General features: G+C 67.9%; 27 protein-coding genes. 12 read left to right on the forward strand and 15 right to left on the reverse strand.

Annotated elements, in window-relative coordinates:
- The first annotated feature begins 53 nt into the window (after positions 1–53).
- Positions 54–701, forward strand: a complete 648-nt coding sequence (locus tag EAE32_RS00760) for a response regulator transcription factor (RefSeq protein ID WP_121864735.1) — start codon at positions 54–56, stop codon at positions 699–701.
- Here EAE32_RS00760 and EAE32_RS00765 read toward each other — a convergent pair.
- The 6 genes from EAE32_RS00765 to EAE32_RS00790 form a co-directional block, all read right to left on the reverse strand.
- Positions 695–1645, reverse strand: coding sequence for a PDR/VanB family oxidoreductase (locus EAE32_RS00765; RefSeq protein ID WP_121863851.1), 951 nt, complete (start codon positions 1643–1645; stop codon positions 695–697). The two genes, EAE32_RS00760 and EAE32_RS00765, sit on opposite strands and share 7 nt — an antisense overlap.
- 66 nt (positions 1646–1711) lie before the next feature.
- On the reverse strand, positions 1712–2482 hold the full coding sequence (locus EAE32_RS00770) for an SDR family NAD(P)-dependent oxidoreductase (RefSeq protein ID WP_243635524.1): 771 nt from the start codon (positions 2480–2482) through the stop codon (positions 1712–1714).
- Positions 2479–2988, reverse strand: a complete 510-nt coding sequence (locus EAE32_RS00775; RefSeq protein WP_121863853.1) for an aromatic-ring-hydroxylating dioxygenase subunit beta — start codon at positions 2986–2988, stop codon at positions 2479–2481. The genes EAE32_RS00770 and EAE32_RS00775 overlap by 4 nt, the downstream gene beginning before the upstream one ends.
- Positions 2981–4261: an aromatic ring-hydroxylating oxygenase subunit alpha gene (locus EAE32_RS00780; RefSeq protein ID WP_121863854.1), complete on the reverse strand. Its 1281-nt coding sequence runs from the start codon at positions 4259–4261 to the stop codon at positions 2981–2983. The genes EAE32_RS00775 and EAE32_RS00780 overlap by 8 nt, the downstream gene beginning before the upstream one ends.
- Positions 4262–4326: 65 nt before the next feature.
- Positions 4327–4689 (reverse strand): hypothetical protein, encoded by a 363-nt coding sequence (locus EAE32_RS00785; protein WP_121863855.1) that lies wholly within the window; start codon positions 4687–4689, stop codon positions 4327–4329.
- Between the two features lie 54 nt (positions 4690–4743).
- Positions 4744–5916, reverse strand: a complete 1173-nt coding sequence (locus tag EAE32_RS00790) for an acyl-CoA dehydrogenase family protein (protein ID WP_121863856.1) — start codon at positions 5914–5916, stop codon at positions 4744–4746.
- A gap of 168 nt (positions 5917–6084) precedes the next feature.
- Here EAE32_RS00790 and EAE32_RS00795 point away from each other — a divergent pair, with 168 nt between their 5' ends.
- Positions 6085–7572, forward strand: coding sequence for an ATP-binding protein (locus EAE32_RS00795; RefSeq protein ID WP_207803838.1), 1488 nt, complete (start codon positions 6085–6087; stop codon positions 7570–7572).
- Positions 7573–7614: 42 nt separating this feature from the next.
- On the opposite strand, the gene EAE32_RS00800 is transcribed toward EAE32_RS00795, so the two are convergent.
- The 6 genes from EAE32_RS00800 to EAE32_RS00825 form a co-directional block, all read right to left on the reverse strand.
- A complete protein-coding gene (locus tag EAE32_RS00800; RefSeq protein WP_121863857.1) occupies positions 7615–8922 on the reverse strand; it encodes a TRAP transporter large permease in 1308 nt (435 codons plus the stop codon).
- Between the two features lie 3 nt (positions 8923–8925).
- Complete coding sequence (locus tag EAE32_RS12080; RefSeq protein WP_121863858.1) at positions 8926–9600, reverse strand: TRAP transporter small permease; 675 nt, start codon at positions 9598–9600, stop codon at positions 8926–8928.
- Entirely contained in the window at positions 9515–10609 is a 1095-nt protein-coding gene (gene dctP, locus EAE32_RS00810; protein WP_207803839.1) for a TRAP transporter substrate-binding protein DctP, read from the reverse strand. Before dctP ends, EAE32_RS12080 begins: the two co-directional genes overlap by 86 nt.
- A gap of 173 nt (positions 10610–10782) precedes the next feature.
- Positions 10783–11685 (reverse strand): dioxygenase, encoded by a 903-nt coding sequence (locus tag EAE32_RS00815; RefSeq protein ID WP_121863859.1) that lies wholly within the window; start codon positions 11683–11685, stop codon positions 10783–10785.
- A gap of 30 nt (positions 11686–11715) precedes the next feature.
- Positions 11716–12843 (reverse strand): maleylacetate reductase, encoded by a 1128-nt coding sequence (locus tag EAE32_RS00820; protein WP_121863860.1) that lies wholly within the window; start codon positions 12841–12843, stop codon positions 11716–11718.
- A 98-nt stretch (positions 12844–12941) separates the two neighbouring features.
- Positions 12942–13508, reverse strand: a complete 567-nt coding sequence (locus EAE32_RS00825; RefSeq protein WP_121863861.1) for a nuclear transport factor 2 family protein — start codon at positions 13506–13508, stop codon at positions 12942–12944.
- 501 nt (positions 13509–14009) lie between these two features.
- Between EAE32_RS00825 and EAE32_RS00830 the strand changes: the two genes are divergently transcribed.
- From EAE32_RS00830 to EAE32_RS00845, 4 genes are all read left to right on the forward strand, one after another.
- The gene (locus EAE32_RS00830) at positions 14010–15545 is read left to right on the forward strand and encodes an APC family permease (RefSeq protein ID WP_121863862.1); all 1536 of its coding nucleotides are present in this window, start codon (positions 14010–14012) and stop codon (positions 15543–15545) included.
- A complete protein-coding gene (locus EAE32_RS00835; protein WP_121863863.1) occupies positions 15542–16087 on the forward strand; it encodes a hypothetical protein in 546 nt (181 codons plus the stop codon). The genes EAE32_RS00830 and EAE32_RS00835 overlap by 4 nt, the downstream gene beginning before the upstream one ends.
- A 61-nt stretch (positions 16088–16148) precedes the next feature.
- Positions 16149–17591, forward strand: coding sequence for an aldehyde dehydrogenase family protein (locus EAE32_RS00840; RefSeq protein WP_121863864.1), 1443 nt, complete (start codon positions 16149–16151; stop codon positions 17589–17591).
- A gap of 182 nt (positions 17592–17773) precedes the next feature.
- Entirely contained in the window at positions 17774–18439 is a 666-nt protein-coding gene (locus tag EAE32_RS00845) for a hypothetical protein (RefSeq protein WP_121863865.1), read from the forward strand.
- Positions 18440–18588: 149 nt separating this feature from the next.
- Here EAE32_RS00845 and EAE32_RS00855 read toward each other — a convergent pair whose 3' ends face one another.
- Positions 18589–19176, reverse strand: coding sequence for a GNAT family N-acetyltransferase (locus EAE32_RS00855; RefSeq protein WP_121863867.1), 588 nt, complete (start codon positions 19174–19176; stop codon positions 18589–18591).
- Positions 19177–19308: 132 nt separating this feature from the next.
- Here EAE32_RS00855 and EAE32_RS00860 point away from each other — a divergent pair, with 132 nt between their 5' ends.
- From EAE32_RS00860 to EAE32_RS00870, 3 genes are all read left to right on the forward strand, one after another.
- Complete coding sequence (locus EAE32_RS00860) at positions 19309–21528, forward strand: catalase (protein ID WP_121863868.1); 2220 nt, start codon at positions 19309–19311, stop codon at positions 21526–21528.
- 223 nt (positions 21529–21751) lie between these two features.
- Complete coding sequence (locus EAE32_RS00865) at positions 21752–22804, forward strand: iron-containing redox enzyme family protein (RefSeq protein ID WP_121863869.1); 1053 nt, start codon at positions 21752–21754, stop codon at positions 22802–22804.
- A complete protein-coding gene (locus EAE32_RS00870; RefSeq protein WP_121863870.1) occupies positions 22801–23076 on the forward strand; it encodes a CDGSH iron-sulfur domain-containing protein in 276 nt (91 codons plus the stop codon). The genes EAE32_RS00865 and EAE32_RS00870 overlap by 4 nt, the downstream gene beginning before the upstream one ends.
- A 211-nt stretch (positions 23077–23287) precedes the next feature.
- Here EAE32_RS00870 and EAE32_RS11740 read toward each other — a convergent pair whose 3' ends face one another.
- Positions 23288–23455 (reverse strand): hypothetical protein, encoded by a 168-nt coding sequence (locus EAE32_RS11740; protein ID WP_165860319.1) that lies wholly within the window; start codon positions 23453–23455, stop codon positions 23288–23290.
- A 264-nt stretch (positions 23456–23719) separates the two neighbouring features.
- On the opposite strand from EAE32_RS11740, the gene EAE32_RS00875 reads away from it, so the two are divergent.
- The 3 genes from EAE32_RS00875 to EAE32_RS00880 all read left to right on the forward strand — a co-directional run bounded on the left by EAE32_RS00875 (position 23720) and on the right by EAE32_RS00880 (position 25257).
- Positions 23720–24634, forward strand: a complete 915-nt coding sequence (locus EAE32_RS00875; RefSeq protein WP_121863871.1) for a sulfite exporter TauE/SafE family protein — start codon at positions 23720–23722, stop codon at positions 24632–24634.
- 108 nt (positions 24635–24742) lie between these two features.
- Positions 24743–24865: a hypothetical protein gene (locus EAE32_RS12085; RefSeq protein WP_279386922.1), complete on the forward strand. Its 123-nt coding sequence runs from the start codon at positions 24743–24745 to the stop codon at positions 24863–24865.
- Entirely contained in the window at positions 24862–25257 is a 396-nt protein-coding gene (locus EAE32_RS00880) for a type II toxin-antitoxin system death-on-curing family toxin (protein WP_121863872.1), read from the forward strand. Before EAE32_RS12085 ends, EAE32_RS00880 begins: the two co-directional genes overlap by 4 nt.
- Positions 25258–25284: 27 nt before the next feature.
- On the opposite strand, the gene EAE32_RS00885 is transcribed toward EAE32_RS00880, so the two are convergent.
- A complete protein-coding gene (locus EAE32_RS00885) occupies positions 25285–25719 on the reverse strand; it encodes a hypothetical protein (RefSeq protein WP_121863873.1) in 435 nt (144 codons plus the stop codon).
- Positions 25720–26076 lie beyond the last annotated feature (357 nt).

A 26076-nucleotide genomic window follows, 5' to 3' on the forward strand; every position in this document is an offset into this window, starting at 1 on the left:
ACCATCCATGAGCCAGAACGTCGGCCGAGCACGGTCGAGGACCAGGAATGACGATGAGTGACGACACCCCGTCCTTGCCCCCGGCCGTGGTCTACGTGGTGGACGACGACCCCGACCTGTGCGAGTCGGTGGACTGGCTCCTCGCCAGCATCGACATCAAGCCCGTCATCTGCCACAGCGCCGACGAGCTGCTCGCGGCCTACGACGGCTCCCGGCCCGCGTGCATCGTGCTCGACGTGCGCATGCCCCGGATGAGCGGTGCCCGCCTCCAGGAGAAGCTCAACGAGTTCGCGCCCCACGCCGCGATCATCTTCGTCTCCGCCCACGGAGACATCAGGATGTCGGTCGCCACCATCCAGGCGGGAGCGCTGGACTTCCTGGAGAAGCCGTATGACCCCCAGCAGCTGCTCGAGACCGTGCAGAAGGGGGTGGAGCGGGCTCAGACGCGGTTCGCGGAGCACCGCGCCCGAGTGGGTGTACAGCGCAAGATCTCCTCCCTCACCTCTCGGGAGCGGGAGATCCTCACCCTCGTGGTGGAGGGGCTGCCCAGCCAGAACATTGCGCGCAAACTTGGCATGAGTGTCAAGACCGTCGACGTCCACCGCGCTCGAATCAAGAGCAAGACGGACGCCGACAGCATCAACACCCTGGTCCGGGACGTTCTGCGCTACGGCATCGACGTCCCGCCCGCGGATCAGTAGTAGTCCAGCTCCAGCAGCTCATCCGCGGTTCGGGACACGCACACCGTCATGACCTCGTTGGACTCCTTCTCGCTGGGGCTCAGGACGTTGTCCCGGTGCTCAGGAGTGCCCTTGAGGACCTGCATGATGCAGGTGCCGCAGATCCCCTCCTCACAGGAGGTGTCGATGTCCGCCCCGTTCTCCACCAAGACATCCGCGATGCTCTTGTCCGCCGGAACGTGGTAGGTCTCCCCCTCCAGCTCCACGTCGAAGGCTGTGTTCTCTCCGGTACCGGGCTGTTCGGCCGCGTGGAAATTCTCCATGTGGATCGCGGACGGCTCCACGTGGCGCCCCGCGATGGCGACCACCTTGGTCATGAACCCGTCGGGGCCGCACACGTAGACGTGTGAGCCCTCCGGCATTCCGGCGAAGGTTGCTTCGAGCTTCTCGTCCTGTTCGTCGCGGGTCACGCCGAGATGCGCATGCAGCTTCTCGGGGCAGCGTTCCTGCAGCTCGGGGAGGAACGCCGCCTCGTCCGCGTTGCGCGCGTAGTAGTGCAGTTCGAAGGCGATGTCGTGCACGTCCATATAGCGGGCCATGCTGAGCATGGGCGTGATCCCGATGCCCGCAGCGATCAGCACGTGGTGGGACGCGGTGCCGTCGATAGACAGCAGGTTGCGCGGTGCGCTGATTTGGAGGCGGTCGCCCACCTCAAGTTCGTGCAGGGCAGCTGATCCACCCCGGGACTGATCCTCCCGTTTCACGGCGAAGACGAAAGAGTCCTCCGCGTCCGGTGTGCTGCACAGCGAGTACTGACGGGTCACCGCATTCGGGGCCACCACGTCGATGTGGGCTCCCGGCAAGTACCTCCCGAGGGGTGTGCCGTCGGCTTTGACCAGCTTGAAGGACTTGACGGTGGCGGTCTCCTGGATGATCTCAGCCACGGTGACGTCGATGAGAGCCATGTCGTTTCTCCTCTCGAGAGTGTGTCGTCAGACAGGTGTGGGGCCCCTGGCAGGGCCCCACACGAATCAGCGGACGTAGAGCCCGCCGTTGACATCCCAACAGGCGCCCGTCACGAAGGATGCGTTGTCGGACGCGAGAAGCGCGACCATGTCGGCAATGAAGGCAGGCTCGCCGAGGTGCCCCACGGGAATCCCGGCCACCACCGTCTCCAGCTTCTCCGGGGTCATCGTCCGTTTGATGACCGGCAGATCATGGGGTCCAGGCGCAATGGCGTTGACCGTCACCCCCTGGCCTGCCAGCTCACGCGCGAACACCTTGGTGGTCGTCAGGATCGCACCCTTCGACGCCGCATAGTGCGCGCCCGTGCCCGTGCCGCCGTTCTGGCCGGCCAGGGAGGCCATGTTCACGATGCGCCCGAACCCCTGCTCGGCCATGGCCGCCCCGAACACCTGACACCCGAAAAAGATGCTGTTGACGTTCGTCGTGAGCACGCGGGTGAAGGACTCCTCGGGGAGGGTCATCAGGTCCGCGGCCTCGGTGACGGCCGCGTTGTTGACCACGATGGTGGGCGTTCCCCACAGCTCGAGACAGGCCTGGAGGGCCGACTCGAACTCGGACTTCGAGCTGACGTCCAGCGCCGTTCCCCGTGCCGTGGACCCGTCCGGGGACAGCTCCCGTGCGAGCTCCTCGACAGCGCCGGCGTCGATGTCCGTGAGGAGGACCTTGCGCCCCTCCCCGTGCAGCCGCCGGGCGATGTGCGAGCCCATTCCACCAGCGGCGCCGGTGATGACGGCGATGCCTCCCCCGGCCCCGGGCCCGTCAGCATCCGCGCTCACAGCAGGTACCCCGACGCGCTGACCGCATCCTCGCTGTCGTTGAGCCGGATGACCTTCAACGCGATCTTGTCCCCGTCGTCACCGAGCACGATCCTGTGGGTGAGTTCGGCTCCCAGGGTGAGAAACTCGTGGCGCTTGTACGCATTGACGATCTGAGCCGAGCGCAGGGTGACCTCGGTGTCCGAGAGCGCCTCCACCGTGAACCGGGACACGATCCGAACGGTTCGCGCGGCCGCCACGGCAGAGGGCGAGTAACCCTGCACGAGACGCTCCACGCGCAGGTGCCGCAGGCGCTGGTCGTCGTAGACCATGTTCAGGGAGCCCCGGAAGTCGTCGGTCTCCGGGTCGATCGGGATCACGTAGATCGCCTCGTCCGTGTACAGCTGCTCCCACGTGGGATAGTCCTTCGCATCCAGCAGCGCGGCCTCCCGCCAGACGAGCTCGATGGCTCGCTGAATGCGGGGATCCGCCAGGAGGGGCTGGTTCGTGGTGCCGGTCTCAGTCATCACTCATCATCTTCTTCCACATCGCGTAGGCCTCACGCATGCCGGTCTCATCGGTCACGTGGGACGTGGGCCAGCCTTCTTCGGTCGTGTACTCGCGCCCTTCTCCGCGGTTCACCAGGATCGGCATCTTGGGATTGCCGCCCGCGCCGATCTGCACGCGATCCCAGCCCTCGGCGTCATCGGGACTCCCGAAGCCGAACGGCCCCTGGAAGTGCTCGTGGATGCGCAACCGCTCCTGGTTGATGCTCTCGGGACCGCCGTCCATACCGATGGCCATGTGCCAGATCTCGGTCTCGTTCACCGAGATGGGAATCAGGACGCGGAAGAACGAGGAGGACATGGCCACGTTCGGGAAGGTGTTCAGGTTGAACCCGCAGCCGTGCATGGAGCGCATGAAGCGGCGGACCCGCTCGGGGCTCTCCCCGGCTTCGGTGAGCTCGTCCACGAGGTGCTGGAAGCGGGACTGGATCTCCTCCTCGCCGTTGTCCACGTCGAGGTCCATGTGATCCGTGGCCATGATGCTCACGCTGTGCCCGTTGCCCAGCGCGTGGGTCTCGGCCTCGGGATCGTCCATGAACGACATCATGTCCGCCGTCTCGGCATCGACCGAGGCCATCCAGGACTTGTGGACCATGGGGAAGTGGTAGCCGTCCGTGGTGTTCTCCAGCTGGATCTTCCAGTTGCCGTTGAACCGGAACTTGTGGATGCCGATGACCTTGGTCGGGAAGCCGTTGGACTGCTTGAAGAAGCGCTCCATCCAGAGCTTGGCGTCGCCCAGGAAGTCCTCGAGGGGCTCGATGTCCTGGTTGAAGGTGGCCCAGATCATTCCCATGTAACTCTCGGTCCGCAGGGTCTGCAGGGGGTAGTCCTTCTTCTCCACCACACCCTCGTACCCGTCGGGATAGGGGATGCCGCGCAGCCGACCGTCCAGGGTGTAGGACCAGTTGTGGTAGGGGCACGTGAATCCGTTGGCCTTGCCGCTGCGCTGGTCGCACACGGTGGCGCCGCGGTGTCGGCACCGGTTGAGCAGCGTGTTGAAGTTGCCCTTGCGGTCGCGGGTGACGATCACCGGCTGGTCACCCACCTGGGTGGTCTTGAAGGAACCGGGCTCGGGGATCTCGCTCTCATGCGCGACCCACACCCAGGTGCGGTAGAAGATCTTCTCCATTTCCTCCTTGAAGATCTCGGGGTCGGTGTAGAGCTGCCCCGCGACCCGGTCCTCCTCGACCAGATCTGCGTAGGTGGGCTCGAAAAGTTCTTCGGCTGTCGTCATGGTGTGCTCCTTCGGTCGGCGAAGAGAAAGTGTGTGCTGGAAATGCTGTGCTGGAGTGGGTCGTGTCAAGCCTCGACGTCGTCGCGAATGCTCAGCTCACGGCCCATGCGGGCTTCGACCTTGAAGTACCGCCAGAGGGCGTAGTCGCCCACCATGGTGGTGCGCAGAAGGTTGCAGGCGGCCTTGACCGTCTCTTGGTCGCGGACGTCCGCCAGGACGTAGAAGGTCCAGGGCCAGCCGTCGGACGGACCGACCATGTGGGCGTCGTCGTCGAAGGTTCCCAGGATCTCGAGCCCCTCCAGATCTCGCATCTGCACCAGCAGGGACTGCGTGGCGGTCCAGATGGGCCCGATCTCAGACTTGGGGAGGTCGAAGAAGTTCTGGTTGTTCCCGAAACAGAAAAGGGTGCGGAGCGGGGCGTCGGTCATGAGATGTGGTCCTCTCGGCATGATGCGTGCGGTGGGCTGTGGCGAGCGGCTGACCTAGGGGAAGCTCGGGATGCCCGCCTCTGCGCCGAGCAGGACCGCCCCCGCGGCCTCGTACGTGTTGTTCTGGAGCATGGCGTGCTGCGCGGGGACCAGGCAGTCCTGCAGGAAGCGCTGGAGCGGGTGGCTCTGGTAAATAGCGCCCGTGCCGGCGAGGTCGAACGCACTCAGCACGACCTTCCGTGACACCTGGGCCGCCTGCGTAGCGGCCAGGCGCAGCAGTGCCCTGTGCCGCTCAGTGATCTCCACGTCCCGCACCGCGTGGTCCCAGACCTCGTTGGTGATCTCGTAGAAGAAGGCTCGCGCGGAGCGCAGGTCCGCCTCGGCCCGGGCCACACCGTCCTTGTAGGTGGGCCGATTGCCCTTGCTCGTGCCACCCGTGATGCTCGTTCGGACGGCGCCGGTCTCGTAGACGTAGTCCAGGGCACCGCGGGCTGCCCCGAGTGCCACCGAGGCGAGCACCTGGGCGGCGTAGGCGAGCGCGGGGTAGCGGGTGATCGGCTCATCCACCCGCGGATCCCCGCCGCGTACGAACGTCATGTCCTCGGGCACGAATACCCTGTCGGCACGCACCGCATGCGAGCCCGTGGCGCGCATACCGGCCACGTCCCAGTTGTCTACGATCTCAACATCCGCCGGGTCCACGAGCGCGGTAATTGGTTTGCCGTTCGTGTCGGGACCACCCTGCAGACCGATGCCGAGGATGTCCGCTCCCTTGCAACCGCTCGCGAACTGCCACACCCCGGTGCAGAGGTATCCCCCGTCGACCTTCTCGGCCTCCTGCATGGGGAACAACCCGCCCGCGTAGGCGATGTCCACGGACCGCGAGTAGAGCTTCTCCTGGGTTGCAACCGGCAGGGCGGCGAAGTACACGAGGGAGGACCCGAAGCTGGCCACCCACCCGGTGGCGGGATCGACTCTCGAGATCTCCTCGACCATGTCCATGAACTGGGCCGGGGGCATGGGCTCCCCGCCGAACTCGGCCGGCACGGAGGCCCGGTACATTCCCGTGCGCTTGAGCAGGTCGATGAAATCCTTCGGCACGAAGCCCTGGGTGCCGAATTCGTCACGACGGTCCTGGAGAACCTCCAGTGCCTTGCCGAAAGCCTTTCTGCGGGCGGAAATCGTTTCTTCCGCGCATACTGACTCGTCCGCCTTGTGGACCGTCATCAGTGTCTCCGTTCACTCGAGAATCTCCAGTTGTGAAAACGGTACGGAGGCAAGGGGCTCCGGCGGTATCGGGATTTTCCCCTGTCACACCTAAGGCATTTCCCTATGGACAGACGCGGGAGACGGGCGTCACACTTGGGGCTCATGTCGTCAGGAAGGTGTTGACCGATGTTCCCCAGCGGCAGGGACTACGAGGCGATGACCCTCCAGACCGAGACCGGCATCCTGATCCACGAGGCGGTCTCCAAGAACATCCTGTGGGCGAATCCCGCCGCCTGCCGCATGTTCGGGTTCAGCCTGGAGGAGCTGCGCCCCCTCAAGGCCCACCACATGAGCAGCCAGGAACGTGAATACCGCAGGGAAATCGGGATCGCGTGGCTCCAGGAGGCGGTGGTCCACGGAACGAGCCGGCGCCACTGGAAATACCGTAACCGTGATGGTGAGGACTTCCTCGCAGAGGTCGCCGCGGCACTCGTGAACTTCGACGACGGCCCCGTGGTCATGGTGCAGCTGCGGAACATCGGTACAGAGGTGGAGCTGCAGGAGGAGCTGGGGTGGGTCTCCGAGTCCCTCCAGAGAGTCCTGACCCACACGTCCACCGGGATCGTGGTACTGGACGAGGACGACCGGATCGAGGTCATCTCCCCTCAGGCCGCGGCCTTCTACCGGCAGCCGAAGAACGCGTTGGTGGGGCAACGACTGACCGATCTGGGCCGGTGCGACCCGGCCCTGGACAGCGCACGTGTACACGATGCCCTGCGGAACAACGGGGACTCGATCCAGATCCGCCAGGAGGTCGTCCGCGAGGACGGATCGAGTGCGTGGCTGCTCGGTGATCTCGAGGTGGTGGAGTACGACGGCATGTTCTCCCGCGTCCTCGTGATGCGTGAAGCCACGGCGCGGCTGGAGTGGGAACGGGAACTGGCCTACCAGTCGGCGAACATCCAGTACCTCAGCCGCTACAACGCCATGGGGGACATGGCCATGATCCTGGCCCACGAGCTGGGGCAACCGCTGTCCGCGTCCGCCAATTTCTTGGTCGGCCTCAAGTCACGGGCCTCCGGCGGGGCCGTGGACGGGGACAGCCTCACGTACGGCCTCGAGCAGGTCGAGAAGCAGATCCACCGGGCGGCGGAGATCGTCTCCTCCGTGAAGCGCTACGTGCAGCGGATCGAGAGCACGAAGGCGCCCATGGACGTCAATGACACCGTTCGGGAGAGTCTCTACTTCGTGGGCCTGCGGGCCGCCGAACGGGGCGTGCAGCTGCGCGTCGAGTTCGCGGACCAGGAGCTGCCAGTGGAAGGGGAGAGCGTTCTCATCGGGCAGGTGGTCATCAACCTGTGTTTCAACGCCATCGACGAGATCGTGCTGCCCTCCACCCCCTCCAAGGACCTCACGGTCCGGACGTGGAGTGAGGAGGAGTGGGCATGCATCACCGTGATCGACGAGGGCCGGGGTGTTCCCGAGGTACCCGGCAAGCGCCTGGCCAACGGCGCGTTCTCGAACAAGGAGGACGGGTCCGGTCTCGGTCTGATCCTCTCGGAGCAGATCATTGAGCGCCACAGCGGAGACCTGCGGTTCCTCCCTCGGCACCCGCGCGGCACGGAGGCAGTGGTAAGGCTACCGCTGCGGCAGGCCCCACATCCCCGGGCATGAGAGCGCCCGGGCCCCGGGCGCCCAGGCCACCCACCGACGTCGTCACTGCATCAGCGCAGGCAGGAAGGTGACGAGCGCGGGGAAGCCGACCAGCACCAGGACGACCGCGATGTCGGAACCGATCCAGGGCAGCGCCGCCTTGTATATGGTGCCCATGCTCAGCTCGGGCGCCACGCCCTTCATCACGAACAGGCTCATGCCGAACGGCGGGGACGTGTTGCCGATCTGCAGGATGATCAGCACCAGGATGCTGAACCACAGGGGATCCCACCCGAACGCCGAGACGATGGGCATGAGCAGCGGCGCGGTCACCAGCATGATGGACGCCTGATCGATGAATGCTCCCAGGACGATGAGCAGAACCATGATGAGCGCGAGCATCATGAGCCCGTTGGACACCAGGCCCGTGCTCCACTTCACGAGGCCCTGGGTGGCTCCCATGTACGCCATCAGCTGGCTATAGAGAGTGGAGCCGAGGACCAGAAAGAAGATGGCGGCGCTCGTCCGGACGGTTCCCACCGCGCTGGCGCGCAGGTCCCGCCAGCGGAACCGTCCGAGTACCACCGTGAGCACCACGGCGAGCGCCGTTCCCAGTGCCGCCGTCTCGGTGGGGGTGGCCACGCCGGTGAAGATCAGTCCCAGGACGAACAGGGCAATGACTCCGGGTGCCCAGAGGTGGCGCAGACCCGAGCGCAGGGCGGCCCCGAGGGTTCGGGCCGAGGGCATCTCCCCCACCCGCCCGGTGCGAGCACTCCACGCCAGCACCACCACGGCGTAGCCCACGGCCATGAGCAACCCGGGGACGATGCCCGCGATCAGCAGGGGACCGATGGGGATCTGGGCGATCCCGCCCCACAGGATGGCCAGGGCGCTCGGCGGGAGGATCATCGCCAGCCCGCCCGAGCCGAGAATCGATCCCACGGCCAGCTTCTCGTTGTACCCCTCGTCGCGCATCTGCGGCCACAGCGTGCGGCCGAAGAGGGCGGTGTTCGCCAGGGTCGAGCCGGATAGCAGGCCGAAGGCCCCGCCCCCGGCCACCGCAACCATTGGGAGTCGCCCGGGCACGCGTCGCAGCAGGAGGGAGATCTCGTCCAGGGCGTCATGGGCTATCCGGGAACGGAAAAGCACCTCCCCCATGAGGATGAAGAGCGGGATGGCGGAGAACGTGAAGGAGTTGACACTGCTGATCAGGCTGAGACCCACCAGCCGGGAGGCCGCCTCCACGGAGCCGAAGGCGAAGACGGCCGCCAGGGCGCCGAGCCCGAGCATGGCGAATCCCACGGGCACACGGATGAGCATGACGACGGCCAGACCCAGCATGAAGAGAATGAGGAAGACATACCATTCCATCGTTCACCCCTCCTCGGGGCTCGGTGCGCGAAGCGCCCGGACGAACCGGACGGCGACCGCGTACGCGGTCAGGGCCAGCCCCAGAGTGAGGACCCCGGTGAGCCACGCGCGCTGGATCCCCAGCTCACCGGCCATCGTGGTCCCCGTGCGGAGGTCGTCGAGGAACAAGGAGAGAACGAACCAGGTCACCAGGGCGCTCACCAGGAGCTGAAACGCCAGGGCCACCTTGTCCAGTGCGCGCACGACGCGCGGCGGGGCGAACATGTCCACGATCTCCAGACGGAAGTTCTCGTCCGCGGCAGCCACCGCCGGAGCGCCCAGTGCCACCAGCAGCACCATGGCCATGGCGCCGAACTCCACGGTTCCAACGAATCCCGCCCCCACGGTCCGCATAAACACACTCACCGTGACGAGAATCGCAAGTCCCACCAGGAGCAGCCCCCGGCCCCCTGCACCACACGCACGGGGGTCCAGAGCGCGCCCGTCAAATCGTCCGTGGTGGCCGTTTCCTCGCCGACGGGTGACATGAGTGATTCCGCGACCACGGCGGGCTGTGACCTGGGGACCGCACGGCTGTCTTCGGGTGTGCCCATCAGATGTCTCCCTGCTGGATCTTTCGTGCACGGTCCTTCGCAACCCCCGGGACCGCGTCCTCAAGGTCCCCGGTGATGGCGGCATCGAGAGCCCTGCGCAACTCGACGGAGGCGGGAGACGTCCGTTCGATGCGCTCCCAGTCGAGATCGTTCTTCCAGACGTCGCGGTAGGCGATCTCCAGGAGCTTCCGAGATTCTCGCTCCGGCAGGGCGTTTTCCTTCATCCCGGCAGCGCGCCACTCCGCGGTCTCCTTCTCGGCCGTAGTGACAAAGTGTTCGAAAATCTCCGGTTCGACCTCCGTCATGGTGTCGGTGATGGCCTTGCGCGAGCGGTCGTCGAGGGCTCTCCAGATGTCCCCGTTGATCACGAGGTTCGCCAGGGACTCGAAGAACCGCGGAGCAAGGTAGTAGGATGCAACGTTCTGCAGGCCGAGGCTGCTCGGCCCCACGGACGCCCACGCCGCACCGCTGACCACGCTGCGTTCGAGTGCGGTGTAGACCTCCCCACCGGGAAGGTCCACGGGGATGCCACCCATGGCCCGCACCACCCCGGACGTCGCCGACGACGTGCGGATGGCCCGCCCCGAAAGGTCCGTGGTGGTCAGCGGTTCCTTGAGAAGGAGCACCTGGGGCATCCCCGACACCGTGCGACCCACGTAGTGGACGCCAAGCTGCTCCTGGTGGATCGTCTCGTAGAGTGCGGCAACACCGTTCGCCCGCTCCTGCATTGGGGTGAACGGCGTGAACCGGGCGATCTGCATCGCAGGCACCTGATCCGTGTAGTAGTCCCCCGGCATGCTGGCGCCGTCGAACGCACCCGAGGCCACGCCCTCGATCAGGAGATTGGGCGCCATCACCTCCGGACCACCGCGATAGTCGAGTTCTATCCAGGGGGCGTTCTTCGCCAGTCTGTCCCGGAACAGCCACAGGCCGGCGTTGTTGGAGTGCTTGGCGTCGAATGCCGTCGCGATCCGCAGCACCACCTCGGGCGGTTGGGCTCCGTCCGTGCCCGTGGCCTGGGGCGCGGTGCAGCCGGCCAGCAGCAGACCGCCGCACATGGCCATGCTCAACGCTGATCTGCGCGATGTTTTCATGTTCCCTCCAGGAGTGCGTGACCTGATTCCGCCGGGTGTTCCTCACGGGATCGCGATGATCACGGATTACCACGCCGCAGACCGGTGGCGACGCGGCCGTCGCAGGCCCGAGCGTTCCGGACCGTGCCCGTCGCAACCCCGGGTGCGGCCGCGGGCCGTCGTCACGGCGGCCTCTACTGCTCGGAGGCGAGCACGATGTCGAACCGGGCCCGGGTCCACCCCCGGCCGGCCAGGTCCCGACCGTCCGGGGTGGGAGCTTCGGGCGGCTGCGGGGCGAACGTCTTAATGAGCGAGTCCTTGACCCCGAAGACGGAGTCCCCGATCTCCAGCTGGGGGTCCCCTTCTACGAAAATGTGGGTCACGAGCGTGCGGTAGCGCTCGGCGGTCACCATGAAGTGCAGGTGGGCCACCCGCACTGGAGAGCGTCCGGTGGCCGCGAGCATGGCACCCACGGGGCCGTCGTGGGGGATGGGGTACGGAGTGGGCGTGAGTCCCCAGAACGCGTAACGGCCCTGGTCGTCCGAGTAGAGATGGGCGCGCCCGGACACCCGGGCATCGTCGTACTGGACGTCGTAGAAACCGTCCTCGTCCGCCTCCCATACCTCGATCCGCGCGCCCGGAACCGTGTTGCCCTCCGTGTCCGTGACGGTTCCCTCGACCCAGCAGGGCTCTCCGGCTGCGCCGCCCGCGATGTCACCACCAATTGGGATCTCCGGCGCGGTCTCCACGAAGAACGGCCCAAACACCGTGGCCTCCGTGGCCTCACCGGCCACGGGGTTGTTGACGGCGATTGTCTGCATGGACACACCCAGAACGTCAGACAGCAGGATGAACTCCTGTCGGCGATCGTCGGTGATGTGTCCCACCTCGGTGAGAAATTCGATGGCACTGTTCCACTCGTCCTCCGTGAGCCGGACGTCCCGCACGAAGGCGTGCAGGTGGGTCACGAGCGACTGCATCACCTGACGGAGGCGGGGGTTCTCGGTGTCCACGAAGGAGGCGGTCACCTGTTCCGTGAGCTCCTGCTCCCGGCGGGCCTGCTCCTGCTGCGCGGTCATCTCACTGTGCTGTGACATGGCATCTCTCCTCGAATGACGTTCGACGGCTCAACGACCGGCCGGTGCCAGGGACTCAACGTTTGGGGTGGAGCCCGTGAGCGCCGCGGTGAGCAGAGCCGTCGCATTGTCCTCGGTCACGGTCACTGGGTTGGACGCCGGCGCGGCCTTCAGCACCCGCTCCACCGCCTCGGGGACGCTGGAGTCGGTGAATTCGTAGTCGCTCAGCCGGGACGGCGCGTCCACGGCCCGGTACAGGTCGTTCAGTGCATCGACGGCCTGCGCCGCGCTATCCTGCTCACCGGGGCGCCGCGGCGAGTCGGGATCCCGCAGCGACGTCGCGAGACGCTCCGCGAGGTCGGGGACAGCCGGTGCGTTGAAGGCCAGCACGTAGGGCAGGACCGTCGCATGGGTCTGCGCGTGGGGCAGGTCGAACGTGCCGCCCAGGACGTGGCAGATTTTGTGGTGGAGCCCCGAACCCGCGCTCGCGAAGGAGACGGCCGCCAGGTAGCAGCCGTACAGCGCCTGTTCCCGGGCCGCCATGTCATCCGGGTCCGCCACGATACCGCGCAGGGCCAGGGCCAGGGCCCTCGCCCCTTCCAGGGCCAGGGCCTGATTGATGGGGTCCGCCCGGGGAGCCCATAAAGAATCGACGCAGTGGGCCATTCCGTTGAGCCCGGACGCCACGGCGAGGCCGACGGGAAGCGTCCTGGACAGGTCGGCGTCATAGACCACCGCCACCGGGAGCACCTTGTGGTCCACACCCGTGGTCTTAGTGCGCTGCTCGGTGAGACCCCACACATCGGTGGCCTCGGACCCCGCGTAAGTGGTGGGCACGGCGATCACCGGGATTCCCGTGGTCAGTGCAACCGCCTTCGCCAGCCCGGTGGTCGAGCCGCCTCCCACGGAGACGATCACGTCGATCCCGTACTCGGCGGCTGCCGCCCGGGCCGACTCGGCAAGTTCCACCGGCACGTGCTGGATGACCTCGTCCCACCACAGGGCGGGCGTGGTACCGGCCGTCGCGGTGCGCGCCAGCTCCCGCTCCGCATCACCGGCTATGACCATCGGGGCCGTTGCTCCGAGCCGAGCAATCTCTTCGGCCACGTGGGCCGCGGCCCCACCGGTGCCGAACAGGACGCGCTGACCCAGGGTGACGTGGGTGAATTCCATAGACATGGCGCAACTCTCTCCAGGGACAATCGTGGGTGGATCAGGCAGGGTGCGGGTAATCCCGGGGCCGCAGCTAGCGGCCATCAGCGCACCCGGGGACGGCTTCAGGGCTGCAGCAGCACCGATGCCGAGGGGTAGTCCGAGGCGAACTGCTTCGGCAGCGGGGCGATGAAGACGTTCTCCGTCCGGGTGCGGGTGATCTTCCACTTACCGTCGATCTTCCGAAACGCGTTGTTCAGCCGGCTCGAGCGCAGTAGGGACGTGCCGTCCGCGTAGAGCCAGGGCTGCATGTGGATCCACAGGCCCGTCGCGGTGTCGCCGTCCACACGGATCTGCTCTGACGTGAGGTAGTGGGCGTTGAGCAGCAGCGCGGGGTCCGCGTCCTTGTCCCAGAACCGGTTGAAGTGTGCCCGGATCTCGTCGTGTCCCTCCGCGCGGCCGAACTGGTTGTCGTAGTACTCGCCCACGCCCTCCCACACGGCATCCTGCGCGTAGAGGTCCATGATGAGGTCGATGCGCTCCTGGTCATCCGTCACACCGAATTCGGGGCACGGGGTGTCGCACAGGAACATGTAGCGGGCCTGGATCCTGCGGATCTCGGCCTCGGCCTCCAGGACCGCCACGCGCTCTGCCAGACGCTCGATGGTGCTGTCTCGGTTCTCTTCCGTCATTGTTCCTCCTCGTGCGGACTGCAGGGACCGCGTGGTCCGTGCGTTCAGCGAAATTCATGGGACCCGGATAATTCCGGGGCGAAATGATGCGATCTTCTGCACTTCATTAATTCGCGGCACGCTCGAACGGGCAATAGGTAAATTCCTTAGAGGACGGGAAGGACTCTTCCCCGTAGGGGCTGAGGCCGCGCCGTGGGCCGACCACGGGTGCCGAGCCGGTCCACCGCGCCGGCCACCGCTACAGGTTCCCTTAGTGGAAGCCACGGGAGCATCAGAATTCCGCGGAATACCGCGCTTTTCCACCCGAGCACGCAGCCAGAAACCGTACTTGTACCCCTGTACAAGACCTGGCAGGCACTCCACACTGGTGACTTATCTCACGGGCCTGCACTCGATCCTCGCAGCGCCCGCACCGCGCGGGATCCTCTCGCACGTTCCTGCACAGGGCGTCTCTCGCACCGCTCCGCAGAAGACCATTGCCTGCATGACGAAGGGGGAATCATGAGCACTAATTCAGCGACATCCCGCACCGAGGAAAGACCCACGTCCACCCAGCACGGCATCGCACACTCGCACCTCAGCGAGCAGGGTGGTCTGGAGGGACGCACCCTCGGCGTCCCCTCCCTCGTCTTCCTCGTCATCGCAGCATCCGCACCCCTGACCACCCTGGCCGGCGGACTGCCCTCCCAGTTCGGGGTCTCCGGTCTGGTGGGGGTGCCTCTGGGGTTCCTGGTGCTCGGTGCGGTGCTGCTGCTTTTCGCCGTCGGCTACGGCGCGATGTCGGCCCGGATCACCAATGCCGGGGCCTTCTACGCCTACATTGCGGACGGACTCGGACCGCGCCAGGGCATTGCCGCGTCCTGGCTCGCCCTCATCAGCTACAACGCGATGCAGATCGGGCTGTACGGGATCTTCGGGTTCGCACTGTCCTCGTTCCTGGAGGCCCGGCTAGGCGTGGCCGTCCCGTGGTGGGCGTCCGCTCTCGCCGGACTGGTGGTGGTGGGGCTGCTGGGCATCAGCCGCGTGGACCTCTCGGCCAAGGTCATCGCCGTCCTGGTGGCCCTGGAGTTCATGGTCGTGATCGTCGTGGACGTCATGTCCCTGTCCGTGGCGCCGGAGGGCGTCAGCGCCCGGGCCCTGATGCCCGGAGAGTTCTTCCAGTACGGGATCGGGGCCGTGCTCTCCTTCGGTGTGGCGTCGTTCATGGGCTTCGAGTCCGGGGCCATCTACAGCGAGGAGGCCAAGAACCCCACGCGCTCCGTTCCCCGGGCGACGTTCATCGCGGTGACCATCATCTCGCTGTTCTACGCGGTGACGGCGTGGGCCCTGTCCGTGGGCATCGGCCCCGGCCACATCGTCAACGCGTCCCGTGAGTTCGGTCCCGACCTGGTCTTCATGTTCCTCGAGCAGCACGCGGGGATGCTGTTCACGGACATCGCCCAGACATTGTTCATCACGAGCCTGCTAGCAGCACTGATCGCGTTTCACAACGCCGTGGCCCGGTACTTCTTCGCGCTGGGCCGCGAGACCGTTCTCCCCGCGTGGCTCGGAGCCGTGGGGCGTCGCAACCACGCTCCCGTGGCGGGGTCCCTCACCCAGAGCGGGTTGGCGGTCGTGCTCGTTGCCGTCTTCGCAATCGCCGGGCGCAACTCGGAGTTCGGCCCGCTCTACCCCGTGCTCACGCTGTTCACGTGGCTGGGCAATGCCGGCGCCTTCGGTCTGGTCTTCCTCCTGACAGTCACCTCGGTGGCCGTGATCGGGCACTTCCGTCGGGCCCCAGGCGCCCACTCGGTCTGGGTCCGTCTGGTCGCACCCGTCCTGTCGGTGATCGGCCTGGGCACGGTGTGCCTCGTGATCCTGGTCAACTTCGATGTGCTGATCGGCTCCGACGGTCCCAGTCCCCTGGCCATCGTGATGCCGGGGATCATCCTGGCCACGGGTGTTGCCGGGCTGGTGTGGGGAGAGGCCATCCGGCACCGCCGCCCCGAGGTCTACGCCCGAGTGGGCGCCGGCAAGCCCTTGGAGGAGCAGGCATGACCGCCGTGAGCTCGTGGCAGAGTGCGCTCCCCGGCCTGTTCTGTGGACGGCGGTTGCCGCTGCGGCTGCTTCTGGTCGCCGGTCTGGGCGCCTCGGTCGTTGTCCACCTGGGGATGGCCGCCGACGGCACGCACGGAACGGTCATGTCGGTCCTGATGCTGGTCATGGCCCTCACCTGCCTCTCCTGCCTGACGGGACTCCTGCGCTCCGTGTCCGCTCAAAGCACCGCCACCACGACCATGGTGATGGCCGCGCTCATGGCGCTCGTCCATGTGCTCATTCTCCCGCTGATGAGCGGGGGGACGCACGCCCACCACGGTTCGCCGGCGCGTCCTTTCGCCCCGGCGGGCGGTGGGCTCGCAGCCATGGTGCTCGTGGCCGTCCTGGAACTCGCCGTGGCCGGCCTCGCCTCCGCCTGGCTGCGGGGAGCCCGACGCCGCCGGGTCGCGCTGTCTCCCGGGCACCGGCCGCGCACGGTGGGTCCTGGGCTCCCACGTCCCCGCCACGCACCCGTCCACCGGCACGCACACACGACCGCCTGACCAAGAACCATCCCCACCGCCCACGGCGGTGCGGGTACTCCACCCCATGAGAGGAACGTCCATGACCACGAAACTGTTCATCAACGGGCAGTGGGTTGCCGCCACCGGCGGCACCTTCACCACCCACGACCCGGCCACTGAGGAACTCATCGCCGAGGTGGGCAAGGCGTCCACCGCCGATCTCGACGCCGCTGTCGACGCCGCGCGCGCCGCCTTCGAGAACCCCGAGTGGCGGGACATGCTCCCCGCCGACCGGGCACGGTTGATGTTCCGCTTCGCGGACCTGGTGGATCAGCACCAGGAGGAGCTCGCGCAGCTGGAGACGGCCGATCAGGGCCAGCCCATCAGCATCTCCCGTGTGGTCTCCTCCAAGATGGCCGCCGAGCACATCCGGTACTACGCGGGATGGGTCACCAAGATCGAGGGTCGCACCTCTCCCATCTCCACCCCGAACACCTTCCACTACACGCGCCGGGAGCCCGTGGGTGTCTGCGGTCTCATCACACCGTGGAACTTCCCGCTGTCCATCCTCTCGTGGAAGCTCGCGCCCGCACTGGCCACGGGCAACACGGTCGTCATCAAGCCCGCATCGGTGACCCCGATGACCGCCATCCGACTGGTCGAACTCGCCGATGAGGCGGGTTTCCCGGCCGGAGTCGTCAACCTTGTCACCGGTCCCGGCTCCATCGGCGCGGCCATGGCGGAACACCGCGGGATCGACAAGATCTCCTTCACAGGTTCCACCGAGGTGGGCCAGTCCATCGTGCGGGCCTCCGCGGGCACTCTCAAGCGCGTGACGCTGGAGCTGGGCGGCAAGGCCCCGTCGATCATCGCCCGTGACGCGGACATCGATGCCGCCGTGGCCGGCAACCTCATGGGCGGACTGCTCAATTCGGGGCAGGTGTGCGCCGCTTACACGCGCTTCTACATCGATACCAGGCGGGAGGACGAGTTCCTCACCAAGTTCGCGGCCGGTATGGAAGCCATGACGATCGGTGCCGGCAAGAACGAGTCCACCCAGCTGGGTCCGCTGGTCTCCGCCGAACACCTGCAGCATGTGGAAGAGCTGGTGGCCAAGGGCCGGGCCGAGGGAGCCGAGCTGGTCACTGGTGGTGAACGCGCCGCGGACACCGGCAACTTCTACCGCCCCACCCTGTTCTCCGGGGTCACCGACGACATGACCCTGGCCACCGAGGAAATCTTCGGGCCGGTGCTCTCCGTGCTCTCCTACCAGGACTCGGACGAGCTGGACGAGCTGATCCGGCGGGCCAACAACACGGAGTATGGTCTCTCCTCCACGGTCTGGACCAAGGACCTGCGGGTGGCACACCGTCTCGCCAACGGGATCCGGGCCGGTGCGGTCTTCGTGAACTCCCCGCCCATCCCCGACATGGCGGCGCCGTGGGGCGGTTTCAAGGCCAGCGGCTGGGGCAACGAGATGGGGCCCTACGCGCTGGACGCCTACACGGAGATCAAGGGCGTGTGGATGAACTACGGCGACTGATCCGCACCCGTTGACCGGTTGCGCCCGCCGCCCGTCCCGGAGTTTCACATCCCCACGCTCGGGGAAGAACGACGGGCGGGCGGCGTCATCCCTTCCGGTGGTCACGGTTCGTGACCACCGGAAGAGCCCACGGCCATCCTTCGTGACCGCACGCGTCGGCCCCGCGGCCTACCCTTGACCTCATGACAACCACCCACCGCTTCACCGGCCACATCGCCGGCGTCGGCACCTCCGGGGGCACCCGCCTGGTGCTCGGCTGCTGGGACCGCACCCCGCAGGGTCCGTTCGCGGACGTCATGGTCGCCCACCCGGACGGCCGCCGCGAGCTGCTGGCCCCCAACGACTGGGTGGCCGGGTTCGTCTCGGACACCTACACCTTCGACACCGTCACCCGCGTTCCCGTGAACGTGCGCCGCACCGGCTTCTGCCGCGCCTCACGCTGGACCGTCACCGCAGGACCCCTCACGTGGCAGTTCAGCGTGGGTCCGCGCTCACCGCTGGGCTACGTGCTGCAGTCCGTGCCGCGCCCCCTGGGCACCTCCCTGCCGTTCGCGCACCTCACGGACCCGGTGGCCCGCCGGGTGATGCCCGGCGTGCGCACACTGGGCACCGCGGGCAACGACCGCACCGAGTGGTACTCCGCCTACGACCTGCACGCCATCGCGTTCTCCCGTGCCGCATGGGACGGCCACGATCTGGGCTCCCTCACGGACATGGTCCCGCCCCCGGACTTCGGTTTCAGCTCCACTCCGCGCCGGCCGAGCCTCACCGCCCTGACCAGCACGGTCCGGATTCCCGACGCCGCCCCGATCGTCTCCCCCGTGCCCGTCACCCCGCCAGGGGCGTAGGTGCGTGACGTGGTCGCGGCTCCCGAGCCGCGTCGTCCGACGGCCCAGGACGCACCCGCCGTCCAGGACCTGCTGGAGGCCACCGCGGACTGCACCCTGCGGATCAGCGGCCACCCGCCCACGGCGGACGACGACGCCGCCCGCTCGCCTCAGCGCCGCGCCACCCGCGCTTCCAGCCCCGCCTTCACGGAGGGCCACTCGTGGGCGAGCACCGAGTAGACCACGGTGTCCCGGAGCACACCGTTGGACTCCAGGCGGTCGCCGCGCAGGACGCCGTCCAGCCGGGCGCCGAGATGCTCGATGGCGGTGCGGGACTGCTGGTTGGCCCAGCTGGTCTCGTAGCGCACGCACTGGCAGCCGAGCTCCTCGAACGCGTGGGTCATGAGCAGCAGCTTGGACTCCGCATTGGTGCCCGTGCCGTGGGTGGAAGCACGGTTCCAGGTGTGGCCCACGCTCACGCGGGGCACGGTCCACTGGGGGTCGTAGAAGGTGGTCATCCCCAGCACGGTGCCGTCTGACTGGCGCACGGTGGTGAAGGGGAGCATGAAGCCCTCGCCCTGCCACGTGAGGCGCTGCTCGATCGCGGCCGCCATGCCGTCCGGCGCGGGGATGCTCGTGTACCAGCGGTCCCACATGCGCCCGTCCTCGGTGGCCTCCACGAGCCCCTGCAGGTGGTCGCGGCGCAGCGGCTCCAGCCGCACCAGCCGGCCCTCGAGTGTCACGGGTGTCCACGTCATGGGGTCACTGTCTCACGGACGGGACCACACCTACAGGTGTAGCCAGAACCGTCAGCACCCTGGCAGTCTAGATGTATTGCGTCCAATGTTTTATCCGATGGGCGTGAGCCGTCTCTCCGCAGGAGGATCACCATGTCCGCACACGAGAACCAGACACCTCAGGTCCCGGGCGTTCCCGGCACGGGGGAGCCGTCCCTCGAGGAGCCCACGACGCCGCGCGAGCCCCTGCCGCCCAAGCCGGACCAGGGCGCGCCCGAACGGGTGTCCCCCACCGGTGCACCGACCGGTGCGCCGATGTCCAGCATGGCGCAGCAGGGCGAGTACCTCACCACCGCCCACGGTGCCCGGCTGACGAACTCGGACCAGTCCCTGAAGGCCGGACCTCGCGGCCCGGTGCTGCTGCAGGACCACCACTTCCGCGAGAAGATCTCGCACTTCGACCACGAGCGCATCCCCGAGCGCGTGGTCCACGCCCGCGGCGCCGGCGCCCACGGCACGTTCCGCTCCTACGGCACCGCGTCCCGCATCAGCCGCGCGGGTGTCTTCGCGGAGGGCAAGGAGACGCCGGTGTTCGTGCGCTTCTCCACCGTCCTGGGCTCCCGCGGCTCCGGGGACCTGGCCCGTGACACCCGCGGCTTCGCCACGAAGTTCTACACGGACGAGGGCACGTGGGACCTGGTGGGCAACAACATCCCCGTGTTCTTCATCCAGGACGCCATCAAGTTCCCGGACGTCATCCACGCGGGCAAGCCCCACCCGGACCGGGAGATCCCCCAGGCGCAGTCCGCGCACGACACGTTCTGGGACTTCGTCTCCCTGCACACCGAGGCGCAGCACCACACCATCTGGAACATGTCCGACCGCGGCATCCCGCGCTCCTTCCGCACCATGGAGGGCTTCGGCATCCACACCTTCCGGCTGGTGGCCGAGGACGGTTCCAGCGTGCTGGTCAAGTTCCACTGGAAGCCGCGCCTGGGTGTGCACTCCGTGGCCTGGGAGGAGGCGCAGCTGATCAACGGCGCGGATCCGGACTTCCACCGCCGCGACCTGGCGGACGCCATCGAGGCGGGCGCCTACCCGCAGTGGGAGCTGGGCGTGCAGGTCTTCGACGACAACGAGGACCAGAGCTACCAGGGCATCGACCTGCTCGACCCCACCAAGCTCGTGCCGGAGGAGCTGGTCCCGGTGCAGCCGGTGGGTCTCATGACCCTGGACAGGAACCCCTCCAACTACTTCGCGGAGACGGAGCAGGTGGCGTTCAACCCCAACAACCTGGTGCCGGGCATCGACGTCACCAACGACCCCCTGCTGCAGGGCCGGCTCTTCTCCTACCTGGACACCCAGATCACCCGCCTGGGCGGGCCGAACTGGAACCAGCTGCCCATCAACCGCCCGCACGCGGCGGTCAACGACATGCTGCGGGACGGCTACCACCAGAGCGCCGTGCACTCCGGTGTGGCCCCGTACCGCCCCAACTCGCTGGACGGCGGCAACCCGTTCGAAACCCCCGAGAACGAGCACCCGTTCATCGACTTCCCCGCCCCCGTGGCGGCCTCGGTGAAGGAACGCGCCCGGCCACAGTCCTTCGAGGACCACTTCTCCCAGGCGCGCATGTTCTGGCTCAGCCTGAGCGAGGTGGAGCGCGAGCACACCGCGCAGGCCTACGCGTTCGAGCTCGGCAAGTGCTGGGACGAGACCATCCGCACGCGCCAGCTACGGCACCTGTTCGCCATCGACCCCGCCCTGGGTCACGCGGTGGCGCAGGGGCTGGGTCTGCCGGACCAGGAACCCACGGAGGCCCCGGCCCAGGACGTGCAGCCCTCCCCGGCGCTGTCCCAGGTGGGTGGCACGTGGCCCGTGGACGGTCGTCAGGTGGGCATCCTCGTGGGTCCGGACACGGACGCCGGGCAGCTCACCACGCTGATCTCCCGGATCGACGCCGCGGACATGGTCCCGCTGGTGATCGCCCCGCAGGGCGGCGAGGTGGCCCCGGGCGTCGTCGCGCACCGCACGCTGCTCACGGCGCGTTCCATCGAGTTCGACGCCGTGGTGGTCGCCACCGCGGGCGCGCCGGCCCACCAGGTGGCCGCGGGCATGGACGCGAAGGCGGGCGCCCCCAGCCCGGGCGACGTCGATCCGCGGGTGAGCCTGCTGCTCAACGAGATGTGGCGCCACGCCAAGGCGATCGCCGCGGTCGGGCCAGGCACCACCGCACTGGACTCGCTGCAGATCGCGCAGACGCCCGGTGTGGTCTCGGCGGAATCCCCCGAGGACGCGCTGAGCGCCGTGGTGGAGCTGCTGGGCAGCCACCGGGTCTGGGAACGCTTCCCGACCACCGGTATGTTGGGCTGAGAAGCACCCGCAGCACCTCATCCGGGTGCCCGCACCCCGTGACCGGGTCACGGGGTGCGGGCACCCGCTTGCTCCCCCACCCATCCCGCGCGTGGCAGACCGTCGCGCGCCTCGTGCCGACGGCGCCGCCCCACCCGGTGTGCGCGGTCGGCGGCACGTCCGCCAGCGGGCCATCCCGTCCGCAGGCGGGCCATCCACGACGTCTTCACGGGAGATCACGATCATGACCACCACCGCCGTCCGCACCCCCGTTCCGACCGCCCGCGGCCCCGTGAGTTCCGCCCTCCTGGATGTCCTCACCGGTCCGGAGGACACCCCGGCGGCCGCGTACGAGACGCTCGCGAGCGCCGTCGCCCGCGCCGTGGAGAGCACCGAGGACGTGCTCGCGGACGAGGATGTCCAACTGTCCCTGTTCCTGCTGTACCTGCTGCACTACGGCCCGGCGGAGTTCGTGACCGGGGAGCGCGAGTGGGATCCCGAGCTGCTGCGGATCCGCGCGGTGCTGGAGGAACGCTTCGAGCGGGAGCTGCGGGACCGGGTGCCCGTGCCGGATCCCCTGCCGCAGGACGGTGCCGAGCTGGTGGACGCGATGTTCACCATGACCGGTGGCGAGGAGAAGCCCACCCTGGCCACGTGGCTCGCCCGGCACCCCAGCGAGGAGATCCTGCGGGAGTTCCTGATCCACCGCTCCATCTACACGCTGCGCGAGGCGGACCCGCACTCGTGGGGCATCGCGCGGTTGCGCGGGCGGGCGAAGGCCGCCCTGGTGGAGATCCAGTCGGACGAGTACGGTGGCGGACGCCCAGAGCGCGTGCACGCCACGATCTTCGCGCAGAGCATGCGCGGCGTCGGCCTGGACGACACCCTGGACCACTACCTGGACCTCGTGCCCGCTCCCACGCTCGCGTCCATGAACGTGATGAGCCTGTTCGGCCTGCACCGCAGGCTGCGCGGCGCGATCGCCGGGCACCTCGCGGCGTTCGAGATGACCTCCTCGATCCCCAACAAGTACTACGGCCGCGCGTTCCGCAAGCTCGGCTACGGCGAGGACGTCACCTGGTACTACGACGAGCACGTGGAGGCCGACGCCGTCCACGAGCAGATCGCCGCCCGTGACCTCGCCGGAGCGCTCGCCCAGGACGAGCCCGCCCTGCTGCCGGACATTCTCTTCGGTGCCGCCGCGTGCCTGTACGTGGACGGGCTCATGGGCGAGCACATGCTGGAGTGCTGGCGCGAGGAGCGCTCCTCCCTGCGCTCCGCAGAGGCCGCCCTGTGAGGAACGAACGCTCCGAAGATCCCAGCGAGGACCCCGTGGTGATCACCCCGTGCCCCAACGGGCCGCTGCTGGTGCGCGGGGACGTGCTGATCGCCCCGGAACCGGGGGCCGAGCCGCAGAAGCCGCCGCGCCGCGTCGTCGCGCTGTGCCGGTGCAACATGTCCTCGATCGCGCCGTTCTGCGACGGCTCCCACAAGCTCGCGAACTTCCGCACGCGCCCGCCGCGCTACAACATCGGCAGCCCGCGGGAGGACGCGGGCGAGGAGGACTGAGGGGCTCTCCGACGGGCGGTGCGGGGCGTCCTGCATGGCGTCTGCGCTCCCCGGCCGAGCGGCCCCGTGTCGCGCACCGGGCGCCCGCGCGGCACCGCTCCGGCCGCGGCGTCGTGTCGCTACGGGACCAGCCGGGAACCACCACGCGCTCGCACCACGCACAGAACGGCGCCCCGCAGGCCTGCGGGGCGCCGTCGTCGATGGCGGAGACTCAGTTCTCGGTGGCCGGGGCCTCACCCTTGTTGTCGGTCATGGCGCCCACGCCCTCGTCGGCGGGCTCGGCGTCCACCTGGGTGTCGCGGGCCATGGCGGCGGCCTCGTCCTGCGGGTTCATCTTGATGGACTCTTCGCCAGCACTGGCGGGATTCTTCTGTGCCACGGTCCTGCCCTCTCTGTGGACTGCTGATCGGCGGGATCGCCGACATGCCCATTTTCGTCAGTGTGCTGTCGGATGACAAGGGGAGGTGTGGGCCACGGTGCGGGGGTGGGTGTCAAGCGTGCGACATGGGAGGACGCGGGAGGACGCACGGCGCAACATTGCTTGGGCCCGGGTTGCGCCCGTTTCTAGGCTGGGGCGATTCACGCGGCACCCGCCGGCACACCACCGGCTCCGCCGCCCGTCGACCACCCCGGGAGGGACATCGTGCGCACACTGGTTCTGCTGGCCCTCGTGGGCTTCGGCGCGCAGCTCGTGGACGGTTCCCTGGGGATGGCGTACGGCGTGACGTCGTCCACCCTGTTGCTGGCCGTGGGGCTCACCCCGGCGTCCGTGTCCGCGACCGTGCACCTCGCTGAGGTGGGCACCACGCTCGCGTCCGGGTTCTCGCACTGGCGCTTCGGCAACATCGACTGGCGCGTGGTGGGCCTCATGGCCAGTCCCGGCGGCATCGCGGCGTTCTTCGGCGCGAACCTGCTGACCGTGTCCGGCGACGCCGCCGCGCCGGTCATGTCCACCATCCTCCTGCTGCTCGGGGTCTACGTGGTGTGGCGCTTCCTCAGCATCGGCGGGCGGCGCCCCTCCTTCCACGGTCGGGTGCCCGCCGCGTTCCTCGTGCCCCTGGCGGCGGTGGCCGGGTTCATGGATGCAATCGGCGGAGGCGGGTGGGGTCCCGTGGGCACCCCCACGCTGCTGGCTTCCGGGAAGATCGCCCCGCGCAAGGTCATCGGCTCGATCGACACGTCCGAGTTCGTGGTCAGCCTGGGTGCCTCTGCGGGGTTCCTGCTGGCACTCGGCGGCCAGCACATCGACTACGGCATGGTGGTGGCCCTGCTCATCGGCGGTGTGGCGGCCGCTCCCCTGGCCGCGTGGCTCGTGCGCCTGCTCGCCCCGCGCATCCTGGCCATCGGCGCGGGCGGGCTCATCATCGTCACCAACGCGCGCACGCTGCTCCGGGTGGACGCCGTCCGCAACGCCCTGCCCGACGCCGCTCCCGCCCTGGTCCTCGCGGCTCTCGCCGTCCTGTGGGCCGGTGCGCTCGTGTGGGTGATCCGCCGGGAGGTGGCGGATCGCCGCGCCTCGCCCGTGCGCACGGAGGCGCGGGTGCCGGAGAAGGTGTGAGGGCGGCGTCGTCCTCTCAGTTCCGGGACCTGCCCGGCACGCTGTCGGCGCGCCCTGTCTGATGAGCGACGAGCGCCGTAGAATCGATCCCGACGGAAGGAGAGCGACATGGCCGAACAGGCCCCCGAAGGGTCCGCCCTCGCCCACCTGAGTCTTGATGATCTGGATGCGCTCATCGCCCTTTCGCAGAAGCGACTCGCTGGCGTGAACGAGCTGCTTGCGGACCGTTGACGCCCTGGGTTCGGCTGACCCGTGACGACGTTGTCAGGATCCACAATGCGGTGCTCCCGGCCCCGGTCCGGGATGACGGTCTCCTTGCCAGCGCCGTGGACAAGCCGTGGACGAGTTATATGGGAGTTGAGCTGTATCCAAGATTGGCCGACAAGGCAGCAGCACTCCTGGTAGGGCTCTCCAGAAATCATCCTTTTGTGGACGGGAACAAGCGAACCGCAATCGGTGCAGTCAGTGTCTTTCTGCTCGCGAATGGATATCGGCTTGTGTTCGACAATGACGAAGAAGTGGCGAATTTCGTGGAGATCACAGCCCAGGGTTTCGTCCACCATGAGTTCGTCTCAGCGTGGATTACAGCGCATCTGGAAGCTCTGCCCACCGGGACGACCTGATCTCAGGTCCCGGGATGTGTCCTCTCCTCACAGCCCCTCAGGGCTGTCCGGCGTCTCTCGGCGGAAGAAGCTCGCCATGACCCAGTAGACCGCGGCCCCCAGAGCCGCAGCAATGAGCAGTGTGACCGCCGCACCGACAAGTGACCGGTCCAGGAGCAGGTAGCCAGGTGCGGCATACGCCGAGACCGCGAGCCCCGTGGCCGCGCCTGCCCTCGCGGGACTGGCGAGGAAGAACCCCAGGTGCACGGGTCGCTTGATGAGCACGAGAAAGAAGTAGAGCAGGACGGCAACCGGACCCACGATGACGAAATCGCTCAACGCCGCCTCGGCAGTGCCGTCATCATGTCGCGTTGTCCCGACCGTGGTCCGCAGCAGGCCGAGTGCCGCGCCGACAAGGGCCATAAGCAGCCATGCGGCACCCCGTGGAGGCAGTTCGGCGTGGGTCACGACGTTCTCATCCATGTGGCCACACTAGAAGAACCTCCCGCCGCATAGGGTCACCCCTTCCGGGCCCGCAGAGCCTCAAGCAGCTGCGGAAACACCGTCCCACCGATCTGACCCGCCTGCATGCCATGCCCCAGCCAGTTCGAGACTGTTTTCCAGGGCACAGCTGCGTCGACGGCTGGATTTGTGAGAAGCGACTGCCGTGACCGCCCCTCTTATCTCGCACGAACGGCCGTTCGCGTTTCAGCCCGACCCCGGGTCAGCCGAGATGTCTGGCGCGCCCCACGGGAAACCAGCAGGGTCCTGAGACATGCGGGCTCGAACGAGGACGGGGTCGTGGGTGGGAATCGGGTTGGGCAGGTCGGCCGTGGTAAC

Source organism: Kocuria tytonicola (genome assembly GCF_003687175.1).
Lineage (GTDB): Bacteria > Actinomycetota > Actinomycetes > Actinomycetales > Micrococcaceae > Kocuria > Kocuria tytonicola.

What these genes read in the sequence shown, in the direction of transcription:
- EAE32_RS00760 (WP_121864735.1), top strand. Translation starts at nt 54, where the DNA reads ATGAGTGACGACACCCCGTCCTTGCCCCCGGCCGTGGTCTACGTGGTG.
- EAE32_RS00765 (WP_121863851.1), bottom strand. Translation starts at nt 1,645, where the DNA reads ATGGCTCTCATCGACGTCACCGTGGCTGAGATCATCCAGGAGACCGCC.
- EAE32_RS00775 (WP_121863853.1), bottom strand. Translation starts at nt 2,988, where the DNA reads ATGACTGAGACCGGCACCACGAACCAGCCCCTCCTGGCGGATCCCCGC.
- EAE32_RS00780 (WP_121863854.1), bottom strand. Translation starts at nt 4,261, where the DNA reads ATGACGACAGCCGAAGAACTTTTCGAGCCCACCTACGCAGATCTGGTC.
- EAE32_RS00785 (WP_121863855.1), bottom strand. Translation starts at nt 4,689, where the DNA reads ATGACCGACGCCCCGCTCCGCACCCTTTTCTGTTTCGGGAACAACCAG.
- EAE32_RS00790 (WP_121863856.1), bottom strand. Translation starts at nt 5,916, where the DNA reads ATGACGGTCCACAAGGCGGACGAGTCAGTATGCGCGGAAGAAACGATT.
- EAE32_RS00795 (WP_207803838.1), top strand. Translation starts at nt 6,085, where the DNA reads ATGTTCCCCAGCGGCAGGGACTACGAGGCGATGACCCTCCAGACCGAG.
- EAE32_RS00800 (WP_121863857.1), bottom strand. Translation starts at nt 8,922, where the DNA reads ATGGAATGGTATGTCTTCCTCATTCTCTTCATGCTGGGTCTGGCCGTC.
- EAE32_RS12080 (WP_121863858.1), bottom strand. Translation starts at nt 9,600, where the DNA reads ATGCCGCCATCACCGGGGACCTTGAGGACGCGGTCCCGGGGGTTGCGA.
- dctP (WP_207803839.1), bottom strand. Translation starts at nt 10,609, where the DNA reads ATGAAAACATCGCGCAGATCAGCGTTGAGCATGGCCATGTGCGGCGGT.
- EAE32_RS00815 (WP_121863859.1), bottom strand. Translation starts at nt 11,685, where the DNA reads ATGTCACAGCACAGTGAGATGACCGCGCAGCAGGAGCAGGCCCGCCGG.
- EAE32_RS00820 (WP_121863860.1), bottom strand. Translation starts at nt 12,843, where the DNA reads ATGTCTATGGAATTCACCCACGTCACCCTGGGTCAGCGCGTCCTGTTC.
- EAE32_RS00825 (WP_121863861.1), bottom strand. Translation starts at nt 13,508, where the DNA reads ATGACGGAAGAGAACCGAGACAGCACCATCGAGCGTCTGGCAGAGCGC.
- EAE32_RS00830 (WP_121863862.1), top strand. Translation starts at nt 14,010, where the DNA reads ATGAGCACTAATTCAGCGACATCCCGCACCGAGGAAAGACCCACGTCC.
- EAE32_RS00835 (WP_121863863.1), top strand. Translation starts at nt 15,542, where the DNA reads ATGACCGCCGTGAGCTCGTGGCAGAGTGCGCTCCCCGGCCTGTTCTGT.
- EAE32_RS00840 (WP_121863864.1), top strand. Translation starts at nt 16,149, where the DNA reads ATGACCACGAAACTGTTCATCAACGGGCAGTGGGTTGCCGCCACCGGC.
- EAE32_RS00845 (WP_121863865.1), top strand. Translation starts at nt 17,774, where the DNA reads ATGACAACCACCCACCGCTTCACCGGCCACATCGCCGGCGTCGGCACC.
- EAE32_RS00855 (WP_121863867.1), bottom strand. Translation starts at nt 19,176, where the DNA reads ATGACGTGGACACCCGTGACACTCGAGGGCCGGCTGGTGCGGCTGGAG.
- EAE32_RS00860 (WP_121863868.1), top strand. Translation starts at nt 19,309, where the DNA reads ATGTCCGCACACGAGAACCAGACACCTCAGGTCCCGGGCGTTCCCGGC.
- EAE32_RS00865 (WP_121863869.1), top strand. Translation starts at nt 21,752, where the DNA reads ATGACCACCACCGCCGTCCGCACCCCCGTTCCGACCGCCCGCGGCCCC.
- EAE32_RS12085 (WP_279386922.1), top strand. Translation starts at nt 24,743, where the DNA reads ATGGCCGAACAGGCCCCCGAAGGGTCCGCCCTCGCCCACCTGAGTCTT.
- EAE32_RS00885 (WP_121863873.1), bottom strand. Translation starts at nt 25,719, where the DNA reads ATGGATGAGAACGTCGTGACCCACGCCGAACTGCCTCCACGGGGTGCC.